The following is a 16,542-nucleotide window of genomic DNA, read 5'->3' on the forward strand; positions in this document are numbered from 1 at the left end:
GATTGCGGTGGCCCCTTTGTCAAAACATTTCCATTAATTAACAATTAATCGTACCCTCAATCGTTATCTTTACCCACAAGGATTGAGACTATGGCGTTACCGATGAGAATAACTTTTGATGATAAAGACTATATCTACCAGATACTTAACACAAATTTGATTAATAAAGACACCACCCAGTTAGAGCTGATTTTTAACGGCGAAAAGCTGGAATTGGTGATGGATGAAAGAAAAACCTGGGTGCAAAAAGATCAAAGCAAATCAATTGACCCTGATTTGGTGCAGGCGCTTGGCCGCTCGGTATCGTTGCGGTTAAGGATGTAATTATTACAACCCTACTCCCGCCCCATTAGGGAAAAACACATTAACACTTACCGGCAATTTACCCGTTGGCTTTAGCTGGCCCGTAATAACTTTTACTGCCGACCGCTGTAGTTCGGCGCTCATTTGGTAACAGGCTATCAGGGCGCTGCTTTTTTCAATACCCGGTAAACCTGCTATGGTGTATGGGTTGGCAAACACAGTTGTTACTACATTACTATGGGCAGACAGCGCGGCGATAAACTCTTTTACCCCGGCGCTATAATCCAGTTTACTTGCCGGGCGCAGGCGGGTATCGTGTATGCTTACATAAACTTTATTATATTGATTAAGGATGTTGAGTAAGCGATTGAGATCGGCAACCGGGGTGCTTTTGTTTACGGTAAACAGGTGGCTGTTTGTTGTCCATTTTGACAGCTCGGTCTGAAAAACGGTATACCCGTCAACCCCGATGCTAACAATGGCCGTTTTTTGTAGTGGGTTTAACCTTACCGTTTGTTCATCCCCTTTTAATAAAGTTACAGCCGCATCACTCAATTGCTGTATTAATTGCTGTGCCGGTTGGCGGTTAAGGTCGGCAAACAGGTTTGCCGGATCAACATCTTTCCGACTATTTAACCCGGCCCAATATTTGGCGGCCAATACCTTTTTTACTTTTGCTTCGAAATCTGCCATTGATATTTGCCCCTTGCGTACTGCCCTCCGTATTTTCTGGATAGATTTATCCAGATTCATAGAAAGTTCTATAATATCATTACCGGCTAAAAAGGCTTGTAATTCGGCTTCGCCGCCTGGATAATATTTCGTTACTGCTTTCATCTCCATCGCGTCAGACACCACCAGTCCTTTAAAACCTAATGAGTCTTTTAAAATGCCGGTTATAATTTTCTTTGATAGTGTCGATGGCCTGTTTTTAGTGCTATCTAACGCGGGGATACTCATGTGTGCTATCATTATACCGTTTATACCGGCTGCTATGGCCTCCCTGAACGGGTATTCTTCTAACGAATCAAGGCGCTGGCGGGTAAATGGCAATAAAGGCAGCTCTAAGTGCGAATCGACGTTGGTATCGCCATGCCCGGGGAAGTGTTTAGCTGTGGTGAGTAAGCCTGCATCCTGCATGCCTTTAAAATAGGCTATACCTTTTTTGGCAACATTATATTTATTGTCGCCAAAGCTGCGGTAGTTAATAACCGGGTTATCAGGGTTGTTATTTACATCCATATCCGGCCCAAAATTAATTTGCATACCCAGGCGTTTAAAATCATAAGCCACCTGCTGCCCCATATTGTAAATCAGCGCGTTGTCTTGTATTGCACCCAATGTCATCTGGTAGGGATACGAAAGTGTCGAATCTAATCTCATCCCAAGCCCCCACTCACCATCCATGGCAATTAATAATGGTACCCGCGCCAGATGCTGGTATTGGTTTGTTAAAGCTGCCTGCCTGCCCGGCCCTCCCTGAAAGAAAACGACACCTCCGACTTGCTCATTCTCAATTACTTTTGCTACAGAATCTTCATAGCGCCTGCTTAGATTAGTGTGTGCCCTTACAAAGAAAAGCTGGGCTATTTTTTGCCTGCGGCTCAGCTTATTGTATACAGAATCCACCCATTTATTTTCCTGACTCAATAATTGGATATAGTTATTACGTTGGGCGAAAGTTTCCGAAAATACAAGGGTTAACAGAACGAAGGCATTGAAGGCAAAAAGTTTGATCCTGGTCATAAATCAAAAGTAAATTAAAATGGTAAAAAAATGGAACCTTTATCAACATATAACCGTTTACATGCTGTGTGGTTGTAAATAAATTAGTTTATGACCTTTTAATAGGTCCAAACAATACCTAATTTATAATCCGGTGAAAAAAATCATCCTTTTAACAACTATACTATTAATTACCGGAACTGTAAGCGCCCAAAAATACTTTAACGGAGAACGTGCTGATTATGAAGGTTACTACCAACCAAAATTTGGTTTTATTATTGCAGGCAATATCTCAAAGGCTTCACTCGGTACAGATTTTAGCACGCGTACCGTAACAGGTATTACTGCAGGTGTTAATCTTGATCTACCCATTGTTTATCCGGTATCACTACAACCCGGATTAATGTATGCTCAAAAAGGATATATTGCTAATACCGCAGCCGGCGAATTTACGCAACGCTCTCAATCTATTGATCTTCCGGTGTTAGCTAAATTTCATTCTGGCAGCGTATTCAATTTTTATTTAGGCCCTCAACTATCTTATTTAGTGTCAACAACTAATAAATACAGCGAAACTTTTGCAACCACAGGCCGAGAAAACTATCAATATACCGGCAGTAAGTTTCGCTATCAGGGTGTGGTTGGCGTGGGGGTTGATGTTACAAAACACATGAACATACTTGCACGCTATGCTTTTGATTTGCTGGGTACAAGCACTAATGGCAACAGCGTTCTTCCATCATACCGCAGCCAGGCCTGGCAAATTGGGCTTGGATTTAGCTTTGATAATAACCTCATCAAATTATAACAAAAAAAACCATCCAGACCGGATGGCCTTTTTGCTTACATGATTCTCTTTCTTTACTGTACTTATTAAGTACTATAGAATTGTGACGGACGTTAATTAACGCAAATAGTATATTTGCCGCAGCTATGCAAAATTTAGTTAACGAGGTTCCTGCTAAAAAAAATTACGATTTTATTGATACCATACGTGGCATTGCTATGATGAGCATTGTAGGCGAGCATTGTTCGGCCGTTGGCGATTATAATTTCCCGGTTACCGCAGCCAATTATTGGACCCAGCTATGCTTAATGCAGTTTAATAAGTTTGGCACCGTTACCTTCTTCTTACTTGCCGGATTTTTGATCGGCGAAAAATTTGCAGACTACACACCTTCGCAATATCTTAAAAGGCGTATTTCAACAACGTTTGGCCCATGGGTATTCTGGTCGTTAATTTATTGTTTGGCCGATATTATTACCATTGCCGTACAAGCCCGGATGTATCATGACGACAGGTTAAACCTTGCCCATATTTTAAACGAAATAAAAATTGTTTACCTGTATACCAATTATTGGTTCATTGTTAACTTCCTGGTTAGCATAACGGTATTATTAATATTCAGGCGATATCTGTACTCACTTTATTTAGGGGGTGTGCTATTGCTGTTCTATATATTTTACGCGTTCAACATTTATTATGAATGGATTGAGCCCAGGCACACAAGCGCGATATTGGGTTTTGTATTCTTTTTATGGTTGGGCGCGCAGTTGCGCAAGCACTGGCATCATGTTGAGGGCTGGGTTACTAAAATAGCATACCCTACATTGATATTTTTACTGGTTTTAACTTTTGGATCATGTATTTATGAGGTAGCTAAACTAACCGGCCATAGCGTAGATCCTTTTAATACTTTGCGTATAAGCAACATCTTTTTTTCGCTGGTATTTTTTGCTTTGTTGTTGAAGATAAAGACCTTTAAATTTGTTGAGTATCTAAAACCAAGGCAAACCACCTACGGTATATATCTGATCCATTATATCCTGCTGGTGTTTTTGCTGCCGCAGATCCTGATACACATTAATTATGATATATATAGCTTCTCAATACTTCAGTTTATATTGTTTAAACTGGCGATTTTTGTATTTATATATTCATTAACATTAGGTATGGTATTGTTAATAAGCAACTCTCCTTTAAAGAAATTAGTTGGTAATTAAGGCTTCTTAAACATCGTCTTCATCGCCTTTCTGAGTTGCTTGTTTTTAAGCGATAATTCATCTGCTATTTTGGCGAAATGATATCCGCCGCCGGTGTAGTTTCTCCGCATTTCATTCTTCATATCACCCTGGAAATGTAGTGTGGCAAATCTTATTAAAACACCACTTTCAAGATGTTTACAATAGGGCAATTGATTTTGCCAATAGATTCTCTTTACCCCATTTTTATCTGTCTCATAGCCATCTGCACGGCTTATGCAGGCATCTACAGCTATCTGGTTATTTATGAGGTCGATTTTTATTTTTCCTTCGGGATGATGCTGGAAATAAAGATGAAACAAAACCATGTCCGAGATCCCACCAAACAGTTCAGGATCAGCTGCAAAAGGTTGATATAGCAGTTCAATTTCATCATTTATCGGGCCATCATTATAGGCTTCTATCAGATAGTCGCAGAAATGGTTTATCGCCTTATAATCTCTAAAATAGGTAACCGCCGGTACACCCATTTCGTCGCAGGTGTTAGCAATTTCGCAGCCTTGCAGCAATGGTACTAATTCAGAAAAATCGTGATAAAGCAATACGTCCGAATCCAGGTATATAAAGCTTTCTATCTTGTTTTCCCTACAAAAAGCTCCAACATAAAACCAACGCAAATAGCAGTTTAACTCATACTGATAATCGTTTGATGAGCGATGTTTATACAGTGCTGTAAACGCTTCTGCTTCGTGCTTAAACTTACTTGCTAATACATGGCTAACAAATGGGTATTTGTTATTTTTCCCGTCGCCGATCAGATAAATTTCAGAATCAGGATTAAAATGCTTCGCCTGCTTTAAGCTGTATTTTAAATACCTGGGATTACCCGTATGAAAGAATATTATAGGAAGAGACATGCTTTATTAAAATGTAAATTTAGATGTTATTGTTGAGATAACAACATAGCAACCGGCCTGTTTTGAGCTATAAGCGCTTCCAAACTCCTTTAATTTTTCTCATCTTTGCCAACTACAAATTAAAACACACCTATGGGACTTAATTTCATTAAAAGGATAAGACAAGTTAGAGATCTGTTGCATGTTGTTATTGGACAAAAAAATAATGACAAAGGGATACAGGTAACTAATTTCCTGAATGATAATTTATTTAACAATCCCAAGTATACAAACTCAAAAAGATTAAACAAGGCCGAGTACCAGGTTTTTTCGCAAAACGGCGAGGACGGTATTATTGCCGAGATATTTAACAGGATAGGCACTACCAATAAATACTTTATTGAGTTTGGTGTGGAGAATGGCCTGGAATGTAACTCTGCCAACCTGCTTTATAAGCAGTGGAACGGGTTATGGATTGAGGGCAGCAAAAACCACTATAACGATATCAATTCACGGTTTAAAGATCTGGTTGATAACGGCCAGTTACAGGTTAAAAATCAGTTTATAACTGCCGAGAATATTGAGTCGATATTTGACAGTGCCAATGCGCCGACCGAGCCGGACCTGTTATCGATAGATATCGACAACAACGATTACTACATCTGGGATTCAATTACCAAATATAACCCGCGTGTTGTAATTGTTGAGTATAACTCTATTTTTAGGCCCGACACCCACTTTGTGGTACGCTACAAACCCGACCGCACCTGGGATAGCACCAGCTATTTCGGTGCATCGTTATTGGCTTTACAGCAATTAGCTGATAAAAAAGGTTATTGCCTGGTTGGTTGTGTATTTACCGGCAGCAACGCTTTCTTTGTACGTAAAGATTTGGTTGGCGATAAGTTTGAAGCCCCCTATACTGCAGAGAATCATTACGAGCCCAACCGCGATTTTCTATATTACAAAGCTGGTCACCCTAAAAATCACCGCCCCGATTAATTAAAGTCACTCGCTAAAAGTTTGCATATCTATCAACTTACGGTATAAGCCATTATTGTTGATGAGTTGCTGGTGATTGCCTTGCTCTACAATTTTACCATTCTCCAATACCACAATAATATCGGCGCTTTGGATGGTGCTTAAGCGGTGGGCAATAATTAACGAAGTACGGTTCTTCATCAGGTTATTTAAGGCATCCTGTACCAACTTTTCTGATTCGGTATCCAGCGCAGATGTAGCTTCATCCAACAACATTATTGGCGGGTTACTTAAAACCGCGCGGGCAATACAGATTCGCTGGCGCTGGCCGCCTGATAGCTTGGTACCTCTATCGCCTATATTGGTTTGGTAACCGGCTTCTGTTTCTTCGATAAAATTATGGGCGTTGGCAATGCGCGCAGCTGCATGTATCTCTTCCATCGTAGCGTCGGGTTTGCCAAATGCGATATTATTATAAATTGTATCATTAAACAATACAGATTCCTGATTTACGGTGCCCATCAAGCTGCGCAGGGAAGTAGCAGTAACGTGTTTAATATCTTTACCGTCAAAATATATGGCGCCCGCTTGCGGGTCCATAAACCTCGGTATCAGATCCATTAATGTTGACTTACCACCGCCGGAAGGGCCAACCAATGCTACCGTTTTACCGCATGGAACAGTAAGGTTAACATCTGATAACACGACACGCTCATTATAAGCAAAGTTTACATTTTTAAATTCGATACTATCCTTAAATCCGGTAACAGCGGTTGCATCTACAGCATCCTTAACTAAGGGCTGCTCGTCTATCAAAGCTAAAACGCGCTCACCGGCTGCAATACCCGAGTGGATATTGCTAAAGGAATCGGAAAGCGCCTTTGCCGGGCGGGTAACCTGCGAAAATATAGCAATATAGCCTATAAATGCCGCGCCGGTCAATGCCGTTTGGTGGTTCAATATTAAATACCCGCCATATAAAACTATACAAGCGATCATCATAACGCCCAACGTTTCTGACACCGGCGAAGCCAATTGCTGGCGCCTTGCCATTGAACGGGCAATGGTTGAATACTTTTTATTTTCCTGGTTAAAGCGATCTTTTATAAACCCCGAGGCGTTAAATGCTTTAATGATCTTTATGCCTGATAATGCTTCATCCAAATAACTTATCATATTACCATAAGTTTCCTGCGCGGCTATGGCCTGCGATTTTAATCTTTTTACTATACGTGATATAATAAAGGCTGATACCGGGATAACTAATAATGAATATACTGTAAGCCTTGTGCTGATAGCAAACAAAGTAAACACATAGAATATTAACTGCGCGGGCTCTTTAAAAACAACTTGTAAAGTACCTGTAACAGAAAATTGCACCACCTGCACATCTGACGAGATCTTTGATATAATATCACCTTTACGCTCATTGCTAAAATAACCCATGTGCAGGTCCATAACATTATTAAAAACAGTTTTACGCAGGTTTAATAGCGTGTGTAACCGTAAATTCTCCATAATGCGTTGCGAGCCATACCTGAACAAATTACTCAATATCACCGAAATCACTAATACACCACAAACAAATTGCAGGGTAGCCCATGCGCCGTAGTGACTTATAAAATGGTGGGTGTAATAATCAAACGTAGCACTCAGGTCTGTTAATGATGGCTTTGCCAATGGTGCAGCAACTGGTCCGCATGCCTTATCGTTAGAGAATAAAGTTTGTAACAGTGGCACCAGTAATGCCAGGTTCAGTGTATTAAATACAATAGATAGCAGGGTAAAAATTATATATGGGATAGCAAATTTTTCAATTGGCTTGGCAAAGGATAGTAGCCTGAAATATGTCTTCATTAAAAATTTATAAAGTTTGCAAAGTTAACACGAATTAATTAATTCCTGCCATTACTATGCTACGGGTAGCAGCGGCAAAGTTGCCCACCATACTTTTTCTAAATTAATAGTGCCGATACATGGAAACGGTTCATCGGGCGCGGTATTGTATATGCATAGCCAGTTACAGTAATAACACGGTAATTTTTCAAAAACAAAGGTGGTACGGTTATGAACATGCTCGGGATATGGCGCAAAACGTTCAAAATGCCCGCCGCCAACTATACAAACCGCTTTGGTGTTGCAGGCTGCCGCAATATGTACAGCGCTGGTTTCATTACATATCACCAAGCCGGTACGCGCTATATGGTCAATCAACTTAGGCAAGGTAGTTTTACCAACCAGGTTAATTACGGCATCTTCGGGCATCATGCTTTCCAGGTAAGTTGCTGCTTCCTCCATTTCGGGGCCGCCAACCAGGTGAATTGGCCGCTGGGTCTGATCGATAATGAGCATCATTAATTGCAGGTAATTCTCGGTTTGCCAGCCGCGCTTACTGTTGCCTGCTCCCAAAAATATGGACACTCCCTGTTTCCTGTTGTCTTTAGCGGGAAAGCTCGGGCCGGCCAGGTCAACCGGCTGGTTTAAAACCTGCTCGAAAAAATAGCGGGTACGGTCAAACTCAAAGTAATACGCTTTAGGTAAAATTATTAGTTGGCTGTAAAAAAGATCTGTTTTTGCTTTTAGTTTTGGTGAGAGCGCTTCGTTATCGCTTACAAAACCAATTATGTTTTTTGTGCCGGTTAAGGCTGCTAACCCGTCTGTTATTATATTACGGGTATAGCTTGGTTGCAATACGTCACTATAACTTTGGCTATACAATTTCCAACCCAGTTTAAGGGTCTGTATCGGGCTTTCATACAGATGGAAAGGTTTGGTGAAAAAGAAATTGGATATAAATGGTTTATCGTACCATAAAGCTATATCCTGCCAGGCTGTATTGCCTAACAGATCTATCTCATAATCTTTATATTTTTCTGAGTGACGGATAACTTCCAGGAAATTTCTAAACAACACGTAATCGCCAATAGCATCTGTTTTTATGATGAGTATTTTTTTACGGGGAGTTTTAAACTTGTAAAAAAACCGTAGCAGGTAAGGAAGTTTCAGCAGAATGAAACGTGTTATTCTAAATAAATTCCTGTTCTTTATAACCATATCAATAAATTCGCAACGGCATTAAGCGCTATTAACAAGTGAACACTCCACCGGCTATATCTATAATTATTGTTACCTACAATGCTGCAGGCACTTTGCAGGCATGCCTTGATAGCATTTACAAGCAACAATACCCGTCGCTAAAAATAATTATAATTGACGGTAATAGCACCGATGGTACCGTTGATATTGTAAAGGCAAACATAAATAAAATACATTACTGGCAAAGCGAGCCTGATGCAGGCGTATACGACGCCATGAACAAAGCTGTAAAGCACCTAACTGGCGACTGGGTGTATTTTATCGGGGCTGATGATGAACTGCTCCCCGAGTTTTCGGACATGGCGCTGAAGCTTAAAGATGATACCGCCATATATTATGGTAATGTATTTGCCGAAGGATCAAAACGCCTGGGCGAACTGACACGTTACCAGATAGCCAAATGCGGCCCCTACCACCAGGCTATGATCTATCCGCGATCTGTTTTTGATAAGCATCAGTATAACACCCGCTATAAAATATCAGCCGATTTTGCTTTGACACTGGAGCTTTGCGGCGATAGCAATTACCACTTTGTTTATAAAGATTACACGATTTGCAACTTTAACCATACCGGGCTTTCGGGCACAGTAATAGATAAACCCTTCCAAACAGAAAAGGCGGGTCTGGTATTTAAAAATTTCGGCTTAAAAACCTGGTTCAGGTACCGGTTCCACAAGTTAAAACACCGCGACAATCCAAGAGCATAGCGCGTTATGCCGACAGTTCTTTAACCAGCGACTCAAAATGGTCCTGGAAGAAAAAGTCGTGAGCGTTGGGGCCTTCGGGAATTACATTGGCGGTATGATAGTAGATCTCTAATATGCGCGGCACCTTAAGCGCCTCGGCAATGGAGAAAGGGAACGATTGGTTACCGATAAAAAGTTTGCAGCCGGCAATTATTTTTGCCAGTTGTAAAAAGTCATCCACCTGCACCCACTTAATATCCGGTATTGCCTTGCGCATATCTTCATACTCTGCCTCAACACCTATAAATACCAGGTTATCATATTTTTGAAGGAATGAATAATCAACAAACGAATTGCGATAACGCTCGCTGCGGGCTACAATGATGGTATTTGCATAGCTGTTATCTGCATCAACAGTTAACCAGCTTTTCCATAACTGCGGGGTAACGCCGGTTATATAGCTGCACCAGCGGGCTATATTTGTATTATCTAACGAGAAAAGTTTGGCCCTGAAAAAATCAAGATCCACATGTATTTGCTGCCCGTTATAGATCTCGCATTGGGCAATATAGTCTTGCGCATTAATTAGCGGCGCAAGCAGGTTAACCATTTTCTCGTTAAGCATTACCGTACCCAACGGGTGCGCCACGTAGCCAGATAGTACCAACGGCTTGCCCGTTTTTAAATATAAATTTATGCTGATGCCGGTAACCTCGTAGATCTTTTTTATAGTTGGCAGGGCATAGATCACATCGCCGGCATTGCCGCTATGCACAACATTAAGCGTTGTAACGGTTTTGCATAGCCCGATAATTTTATCCTGCGTATTTAACCGGTTGTTGCCAACAAAGTAGTTATTAACTTCTTCCTGCCCATAGTTTTTATGTTCCCATTTATACTGTTTGTATTTGGGGCGGTCGGTATATTTCAACCAAAGTTTACTTGCTAAGCCTCTTTTTTTAAACGTCATTTTATGGCAAAAATATTAAGGTAGTGGGTGCGTACCTTTTCAAAAGTACAAATTATGGCTTAAAGCGGGTCAAACTTTTGCCCTTAACAGATTGCGTTAGCTCATCAACTACATTAAAAACCGAACGGTTGCTGTCATGCCCGTCAACCAATGTTTTTAAGCGATGGCGATATTGGTTGATCAGATCTTTATTTTTAAAAAGCTCTTTATAGCTTTTCCAGATCCAAAACTGGCCCACCAGGAGTTTAGGTAAAAGGTCTATTATGGTGATCTGGATGTACCATGCCAATAAAGCCAAACCATTTAAGTGCAGGGCATGCATATAAAACCGGTTGCGGTAATAGATACTTTTTATCCACTTAGGTTTTTGGAAATCTTTTGTAGTTGCCGATACCTGGTGGCGGCATACCGACTGATGCTCATAATAACATTTCCAACCCAGTTTCCAGGCGCGGATGCTTAGTTCCATATCCTCGCAGTAAAACGGCGAGAACAGTTCATAAAACCCGCCAATCGCTTTCAGCTTTGTAGTATCTATCAACGCGTTGGCGCCCGATAGGTAAAAGGTATATAACCGGTCATCAACTGCGTCGGTATAATAAAAGTAGTCTGTCTTTAACTTCAGTCCGTTAAACTTGGGCATACGTGCAGCGTCCTGGATATGGTCGCCCTCTATATCAATAATGCGCCCCATTACACCAAAGGTATCATCGGCATCAAAATATTTAAATTGATGTTCGAAGTAATCGGGCGTAAGTTTAACATCCGAGTTTAAAAGCAGCACCAAATCATGCTGCGCAGCGTTTATGCCCTGGTTACAGGTAAAAGAGAAGCCGGCGTTTTTGGCGTTCACCAATAATTTTATCTGCGGGTAATGCTCCTTAATAAATTCAACCGATCTGTCGGTCGAGCAATCATCCACAACAATTACTTCGTAAGCTACCTCGGCATTTTCAATAGCAGTGAAAGTAAAAGGCAGGTAGGTTGCTAATAGCTTTTCGCCATTATAATTAGGTATAACTATAGATACGCTTTTTTTAGCCACGGCTATTTAACTATTTTATAATTGCGGTATTCGCTAACGCGCCAACCGGTAAGGTCCTCTATTTTTTGCAGGGCCTTACGGCGGAAGGTCATTTTTTTATTTAGCGTTTCCAGGTCTATCTCCAGTTTCCAGTTGGTTGCAGCTACCCTGCCCTGCATCACCGCGGGGTGGGTGCCGGCAAAATGCACCAGCCTGTCGGGGTTTTTGTGGCTATAATCAAATGTAAAACTTTCGGGCAGATGTTGCGCCATCCAGTCATCATCATGATAAAACTGGTTAAAGTTGCGCAGCTTATTTGCCAGGCCTGATGGCGGCTTTACCCAACCATAGTGATAAATGTAAGCGTCTATCAGTTTTACGTTTATTTTTCGGTTATCCCATCTAAAGCCTTGCGCATCGCGATAGGAGTGTATGGCTTTGTTGTTCCGCACTATCCTTATCTCGCGGCGGTACCACCTGCGCGAATGCCCGTAATAATCAAACGAACCATAAAAGTGCTGGTATTTAAACAACAAGCCTTCAATATTACTATTGTTTAAATTATCCTCCATCTCTTTTTTTATTGTGGGCAGATATTTTTCATGGACACACTCATCACCCTGGATATAAAAGGCCCAGTCAACATCAGGCGATACGGCGGCAAATGCCTTATCCGTTTCGGCAGCAAAAACGGCACCGCCTTCGCGTATGGTTTCATCCCATACCGTATAAATGATCTTTATTTTAGGCGAATCGATCCCGCGCACCAGCTTTTCGGTATCGTCACTACTATTACCTAATGCAACTATAAATTCATCACATATGGGTAATATAGAGGTTATGGCCTCAACAATTGGGTAATCGTTTTTTACGGCGTTACGGATAAATGTGAAACCTGCTACCTTCATTAAATTAATCGGGGTTTTATGCTGATTGGCAAATATAGTTATCTGCCTTATATATAAGGTAACATCAATAAGTGTCTTGATAACTGTATAGTGTACCAGGTACAGGTGGCACACCTGGTACGGGTGGTACACCCGAAACACCTGTTATATTTTTCCCTATTATTTTTGTTCTTTTACATAACTATGCCAACAGACAGCAACATCGTTCCAACCTGTGCCGATTTCAGATCGGTTGCGCGTGCGCTTACTGTTGTGGAGAATGACCTGCCCGGCGCAGCCGATCTTTTAAAAAGTTTAACCTTTACTAAGGCGACACCTATAATAGGTATAACCGGCCCGCCGGGTGCGGGTAAAAGCACTTTAGTAAACAGCCTTGTTGAGCAGCTGGTTAGCAAAGGCAATAAAATAGCGGTGTTGGCTATTGATCCTACATCGCCGTTTAACTTTGGCTCTTTACTGGGCGACAGGATACGGATGGCCGGCCACTTTAACAGTCCGGATGTTTTTATAAGGTCTTTGGCTACGCGAGGATCGCTTGGTGGCCTATCAGCAAAAACAATTGAAATGGCCGACGTACTGCGCGCCGCCGGTTTTGATTACGTGCTGATAGAAACCGTAGGTGTCGGGCAATCAGAAATTGAAATAGCCGGCCTGGCTGATATTACGTTTGTGGTGCTGGTGCCCGAATCGGGCGATGAGATCCAGAACATTAAATCGGGCCTGATGGAAATTGCCGATGCCTTTATCATCAACAAAGCCGATCGTGATGATGCAGACCTGTTTGCCAATAATCTTAAAAAGATCATCCACCAAAAAGAAGGTACAGAAATACCTGTTTTTAAAACCATAGCCACTACCGGCGCAGGTATAAAAGAGGTGGCAGGCTTTATATCATCAGCAAAAAACAGTAAAAATATCCGCAAAGAATTTTTACTGACCGAAAAAGCCTACAAACTTATCCAGCAAAGGCGTATGGCTGGTGTCGACAAAAAAAAGCTTCAGCAGGATATTGCTGAAGCTTTAAATAAAGAAGGCTTTAACCTTTATAAATTTGTAGAAATGCAATATTTTGCGTCTCGGTGAAAAATCTGCATTAGACGCAAAATATTGCGTCTCTACGAGTTCATTATTTCCTCAATATGCTCTGCCTCCAAAGGTATATCGGCCATTAAATCAATGTTGCCATCTTTAGTTATCAGGATATTGTTTTCTAATCTAATACCCAAACCTTCGGCAGGGATATAAATACCCGGTTCGCAGGTTAATATGTTGCCAACTTCAAACGGCTTATAGCGGCTGGCAAAGTCATGCACATCTAAACCCAGGTGGTGAGACGTACCGTGCATAAAGTATTTTTTATAGGCCGGCATTTTAGGGTCCTGTTTTTCAACATCATGTTTGGTTAGCAAGCCCAGGCCAATCAGCTCGCCGGTCATTACCTTGCCAACCTCGTCGTGGTACTCGTTCCATACAGTGCCTTCAACCAGCATTTTGGTAGCAGCACGCATTACACGCAATACCGCATCGTACACATCGCGCTGGCGTTTGGTAAAGCGCCCGTTAACAGGGATAGAGCGGCTCATGTCTGCATTATAGTTAGCGTATTCGGCGCCAAAGTCAAAAAGTATCACATCGCCATCGTTACAAACCTGGTTGTTATCTATATAATGTAATACTATCGCATTTTTGCCCGATGCTATTATTGGGTTATAAGCATGCCCTGTTGCACGCTGCCTTACAAACTCGTGGATGATCTCTGCTTCTATCTCGTACTCTGTAACACCCGGTTTGGTAAACTTTAATACCCTGCGGAAAGCATCATTAGTAATAGCGCATGCTTTTTTGGTCAGGTCTATTTCTGTTTGCGACTTTACTACCCGCAGATCGCGCATTATTAAAGCCGATCTTTCGTAATTATGCAAAGGATACTTGCTACGCAGGTCTGCAAGCATCCTTATATCACGATAAGGTACCGTATGTGCGTAACGATCGTTTTCGTTAGTATTGATATATATATTATTAGCATAGTTTATAATACTGTGCAGTATATTATCATATTCACTAAGCCAATAGATACTTTGTATGCCTGATGCCAGCCTTGCTTCCTCTTTGGTGTACTTATGTCCTTCCCAAACTGCAATATGTTCGTTAGTTTGTCTTAAAAACAGTACTTCTTTGTATACAGAATTAGGACAATCCGGAAACAACAACAGTATGCTTTGTTCCTGGTCAATGCCCGATAAATAAAAAAAATCGGGGTTTTGCTTAAATATAAACGTCTGATCTCCACTTCGTGGGTATTCGTCATTAGCGTAAAATATAGCTAATGAGGCCGATTTAAGTCGCGAAACGAAATTTTTTCTATTAATTGTAAATAAATTATTTTCGACGGGTAAATATTTCATGGTATTTTTATTATTTGTACTACTTATAGAACATTTTTCATTTCTTTGTGTTAGTATTATAATTTTTGGAACAGTATTTGGTAATCGTTTCAAACATAATTACTATTTTTGGAAAAAATCACAATTAAAACATTGTTTAATCTTAAAACTATGAACTATTCTACATTAAAAAAAACAGTCGCTTTATCTGTCGCATCTCTGATGGCAGTTGTTGCCGTGAAAGCGCAGGACGCGGCTAAACCCACTGCCAAGGTATTTGGTGGTAGCGGACAGTACAATACCTGGAGTATTGGTATTAACGTTGGTGCAACATCACCTACCCTTGCAACTGGTGGATCAAGTGACTTCAACGGTAACCTTGTTAGACTTGGTTATGGTGTTTCTCTTAGAAAACAGTTAGCTCACTCTTTCGGTTTACAATTAGACGTACGCGGCGGCAGAGTTGACGCAAACGCTGGCGACGGTGTACCGGGACAAATTGCTGCAAAGCCATTTGTTGGTGATGGTGTTACCATGCAAAGATTTGTTAGCTCATCTTCTTCATTTTGGCAAGGATCACTTAGCGCGGTTGTTAACGTAGCTACTATTGACTTCTTACGTCGCGAAAACTCAGTTAATTTCTTCTTAAATGCAGGTGCTGGTTTAGCTATGTACAAACCAAACATTAAAGGTTACGGTACTAATGGTACTGATGGTACCTGGGAAGAATATCGTACAGCTGATGGCAGTGCAATAAAAGAACTTGTTATCCCGGTTGGTGTTGGTGTTAAATTTAAAATGTCTGACAGGACTGCTTTAAACCTTGGTTATACTGAGAACTTTATTGATGGTGACAATTTTGATGGTGTGCGCAAAAGCTATCCTACTAAAGATCATTACTCATACGGTTATGTTGGTTTAGAGTGGACTTTAGGTTCAAGCTCAAAACCAAGCTTAGAGTGGGTTAACCCGGTAGCTATGATGTATGACGAATTGTATGACGAAGCTTTACGTAAAGAAGTTGCTGCCCTTAAAGGCCGTGTTACTAACGTAGAGAATGCAGTTAACGATTTGAAAAAAGATTCTGATGGTGACGGTGTTGCTGATCAATTCGACAAATGCCCTAACACTCCTGCAGGTACTGTAGTTGATGGTTCAGGTTGCGCTATCGTATTCCCTAAAGCAGTTGAAGCGGTTTCTACTGGTAATGGAATGGCTCCTGCTGAGGCTTACTCTGCTATCCAATTTGAATTTGATAGCTCAGTATTAAGAACTTCATCTTACCCAGTGTTAGATGCTACTTCTGCCGACCTACGTGCATCAGGTGCTAAAGTTGAATTAGACGGTTTTGCTTCATCTGAAGGTACTGCTGCTCACAACTTAGCTTTATCTAAAGACCGTGCTAACTCAGTAAAAACTTACTTAGTTAACTCTGGTGTTGACTCTAAAAAAATCAAAGTAAAAGCATATGGCGAAACTATGCCAATAGCTGATAACTCAACTGAAGAAGGACGTGTATTAAACCGTCGTGTTCAATTCAAAAAATAATTTTTGAAATCAGTTAAATAATATAAAGGCTCTCCAAT

Annotated in this window: 15 protein-coding genes; 7 read left to right on the forward strand and 8 right to left on the reverse strand. The window is 41.0% G+C overall.

What is annotated here, in order from left to right:
* Positions 1–102 precede the first annotated feature (102 nt).
* Positions 103–324: a hypothetical protein gene (locus tag ABIB50_RS23460; protein ID WP_429383786.1), complete on the forward strand. Its 222-nt coding sequence runs from the start codon at positions 103–105 to the stop codon at positions 322–324.
* 3 nt (positions 325–327) lie between these two features.
* Here the strand turns inward: ABIB50_RS23460 and ABIB50_RS23465 are convergent, their stop codons facing one another.
* Positions 328–2,049: a glycoside hydrolase family 3 protein gene (locus ABIB50_RS23465; protein WP_429383788.1), complete on the reverse strand. Its 1,722-nt coding sequence runs from the start codon at positions 2,047–2,049 to the stop codon at positions 328–330.
* Between the two features lie 133 nt (positions 2,050–2,182).
* On the opposite strand from ABIB50_RS23465, the gene ABIB50_RS23470 reads away from it, so the two are divergent.
* On the forward strand, positions 2,183–2,836 hold the full coding sequence (locus ABIB50_RS23470) for an outer membrane beta-barrel protein (RefSeq protein WP_429383790.1): 654 nt from the start codon (positions 2,183–2,185) through the stop codon (positions 2,834–2,836).
* A 125-nt stretch (positions 2,837–2,961) separates the two neighbouring features.
* Positions 2,962–4,032 carry an acyltransferase family protein gene (locus tag ABIB50_RS23475; RefSeq protein WP_429383792.1) on the forward strand — a complete coding sequence of 357 codons (1,071 nt, stop codon included), beginning with the start codon at positions 2,962–2,964 and terminating at the stop codon, positions 4,030–4,032.
* On the opposite strand, the gene ABIB50_RS23480 is transcribed toward ABIB50_RS23475, so the two are convergent.
* Positions 4,029–4,928, reverse strand: a complete 900-nt coding sequence (locus ABIB50_RS23480; protein ID WP_429383794.1) for a hypothetical protein — start codon at positions 4,926–4,928, stop codon at positions 4,029–4,031. The genes ABIB50_RS23475 and ABIB50_RS23480 overlap by 4 nt on opposite strands.
* Before the next feature lie 132 nt (positions 4,929–5,060).
* Here ABIB50_RS23480 and ABIB50_RS23485 point away from each other — a divergent pair, with 132 nt between their 5' ends.
* Positions 5,061–5,909, forward strand: a complete 849-nt coding sequence (locus tag ABIB50_RS23485) for a hypothetical protein (protein WP_429383795.1) — start codon at positions 5,061–5,063, stop codon at positions 5,907–5,909.
* Between the two features lie 6 nt (positions 5,910–5,915).
* On the opposite strand, the gene ABIB50_RS23490 is transcribed toward ABIB50_RS23485, so the two are convergent.
* Together ABIB50_RS23490 and ABIB50_RS23495 are read right to left on the reverse strand one after the other, a co-directional pair.
* A complete protein-coding gene (locus ABIB50_RS23490) occupies positions 5,916–7,745 on the reverse strand; it encodes an ABC transporter ATP-binding protein (protein WP_429383797.1) in 1,830 nt (609 codons plus the stop codon).
* 54 nt (positions 7,746–7,799) lie between these two features.
* Positions 7,800–8,942 carry a glycosyltransferase family 9 protein gene (locus ABIB50_RS23495; RefSeq protein WP_429383799.1) on the reverse strand — a complete coding sequence of 381 codons (1,143 nt, stop codon included), beginning with the start codon at positions 8,940–8,942 and terminating at the stop codon, positions 7,800–7,802.
* 38 nt (positions 8,943–8,980) lie between these two features.
* On the opposite strand from ABIB50_RS23495, the gene ABIB50_RS23500 reads away from it, so the two are divergent.
* A complete protein-coding gene (locus tag ABIB50_RS23500) occupies positions 8,981–9,691 on the forward strand; it encodes a glycosyltransferase family 2 protein (RefSeq protein ID WP_429383801.1) in 711 nt (236 codons plus the stop codon).
* A gap of 4 nt (positions 9,692–9,695) precedes the next feature.
* On the opposite strand, the gene ABIB50_RS23505 is transcribed toward ABIB50_RS23500, so the two are convergent.
* The 3 genes from ABIB50_RS23505 to ABIB50_RS23515 are packed head-to-tail and all read right to left on the reverse strand — an operon-like array spanning position 9,696 to position 12,704.
* Positions 9,696–10,640 (reverse strand): hypothetical protein, encoded by a 945-nt coding sequence (locus tag ABIB50_RS23505; RefSeq protein ID WP_429383803.1) that lies wholly within the window; start codon positions 10,638–10,640, stop codon positions 9,696–9,698.
* A gap of 52 nt (positions 10,641–10,692) precedes the next feature.
* Positions 10,693–11,685: a glycosyltransferase family 2 protein gene (locus tag ABIB50_RS23510; protein WP_429383805.1), complete on the reverse strand. Its 993-nt coding sequence runs from the start codon at positions 11,683–11,685 to the stop codon at positions 10,693–10,695.
* Positions 11,686–11,687: 2 nt separating this feature from the next.
* Positions 11,688–12,704, reverse strand: coding sequence for a glycosyltransferase family 2 protein (locus ABIB50_RS23515; protein ID WP_429383807.1), 1,017 nt, complete (start codon positions 12,702–12,704; stop codon positions 11,688–11,690).
* A 51-nt stretch (positions 12,705–12,755) separates the two neighbouring features.
* Here ABIB50_RS23515 and meaB point away from each other — a divergent pair, with 51 nt between their 5' ends.
* Positions 12,756–13,655 (forward strand): methylmalonyl Co-A mutase-associated GTPase MeaB, encoded by a 900-nt coding sequence (gene meaB, locus ABIB50_RS23520; RefSeq protein WP_429383809.1) that lies wholly within the window; start codon positions 12,756–12,758, stop codon positions 13,653–13,655.
* A 32-nt stretch (positions 13,656–13,687) separates the two neighbouring features.
* On the opposite strand, the gene ABIB50_RS23525 is transcribed toward meaB, so the two are convergent.
* Positions 13,688–14,977 carry an aminopeptidase P family protein gene (locus tag ABIB50_RS23525; protein WP_429383811.1) on the reverse strand — a complete coding sequence of 430 codons (1,290 nt, stop codon included), beginning with the start codon at positions 14,975–14,977 and terminating at the stop codon, positions 13,688–13,690.
* A gap of 150 nt (positions 14,978–15,127) precedes the next feature.
* On the opposite strand from ABIB50_RS23525, the gene ABIB50_RS23530 reads away from it, so the two are divergent.
* Positions 15,128–16,504 (forward strand): OmpA family protein, encoded by a 1,377-nt coding sequence (locus tag ABIB50_RS23530; RefSeq protein WP_429383812.1) that lies wholly within the window; start codon positions 15,128–15,130, stop codon positions 16,502–16,504.
* The last annotated feature ends 38 nt before the right edge of the window (positions 16,505–16,542 follow it).

It is taken from the genome of Mucilaginibacter sp. UYCu711, from assembly GCF_050433825.1.
Taxonomy (GTDB): Bacteria; Bacteroidota; Bacteroidia; order Sphingobacteriales; family Sphingobacteriaceae; genus Mucilaginibacter.

Coding starts and splice junctions, on each gene's coding strand:
- ABIB50_RS23495 (WP_429383799.1), bottom strand. CDS start 8,942: ATGGTTATAAAGAACAGGAATTTATTTAGAATAACACGTTTCATTCTG.
- ABIB50_RS23485 (WP_429383795.1), top strand. CDS start 5,061: ATGGGACTTAATTTCATTAAAAGGATAAGACAAGTTAGAGATCTGTTG.
- meaB (WP_429383809.1), top strand. CDS start 12,756: ATGCCAACAGACAGCAACATCGTTCCAACCTGTGCCGATTTCAGATCG.
- ABIB50_RS23530 (WP_429383812.1), top strand. CDS start 15,128: ATGAACTATTCTACATTAAAAAAAACAGTCGCTTTATCTGTCGCATCT.
- ABIB50_RS23465 (WP_429383788.1), bottom strand. CDS start 2,049: ATGACCAGGATCAAACTTTTTGCCTTCAATGCCTTCGTTCTGTTAACC.
- ABIB50_RS23475 (WP_429383792.1), top strand. CDS start 2,962: ATGCAAAATTTAGTTAACGAGGTTCCTGCTAAAAAAAATTACGATTTT.
- ABIB50_RS23480 (WP_429383794.1), bottom strand. CDS start 4,928: ATGTCTCTTCCTATAATATTCTTTCATACGGGTAATCCCAGGTATTTA.
- ABIB50_RS23460 (WP_429383786.1), top strand. CDS start 103: ATGAGAATAACTTTTGATGATAAAGACTATATCTACCAGATACTTAAC.
- ABIB50_RS23525 (WP_429383811.1), bottom strand. CDS start 14,977: ATGAAATATTTACCCGTCGAAAATAATTTATTTACAATTAATAGAAAA.
- ABIB50_RS23505 (WP_429383803.1), bottom strand. CDS start 10,640: ATGACGTTTAAAAAAAGAGGCTTAGCAAGTAAACTTTGGTTGAAATAT.
- ABIB50_RS23490 (WP_429383797.1), bottom strand. CDS start 7,745: ATGAAGACATATTTCAGGCTACTATCCTTTGCCAAGCCAATTGAAAAA.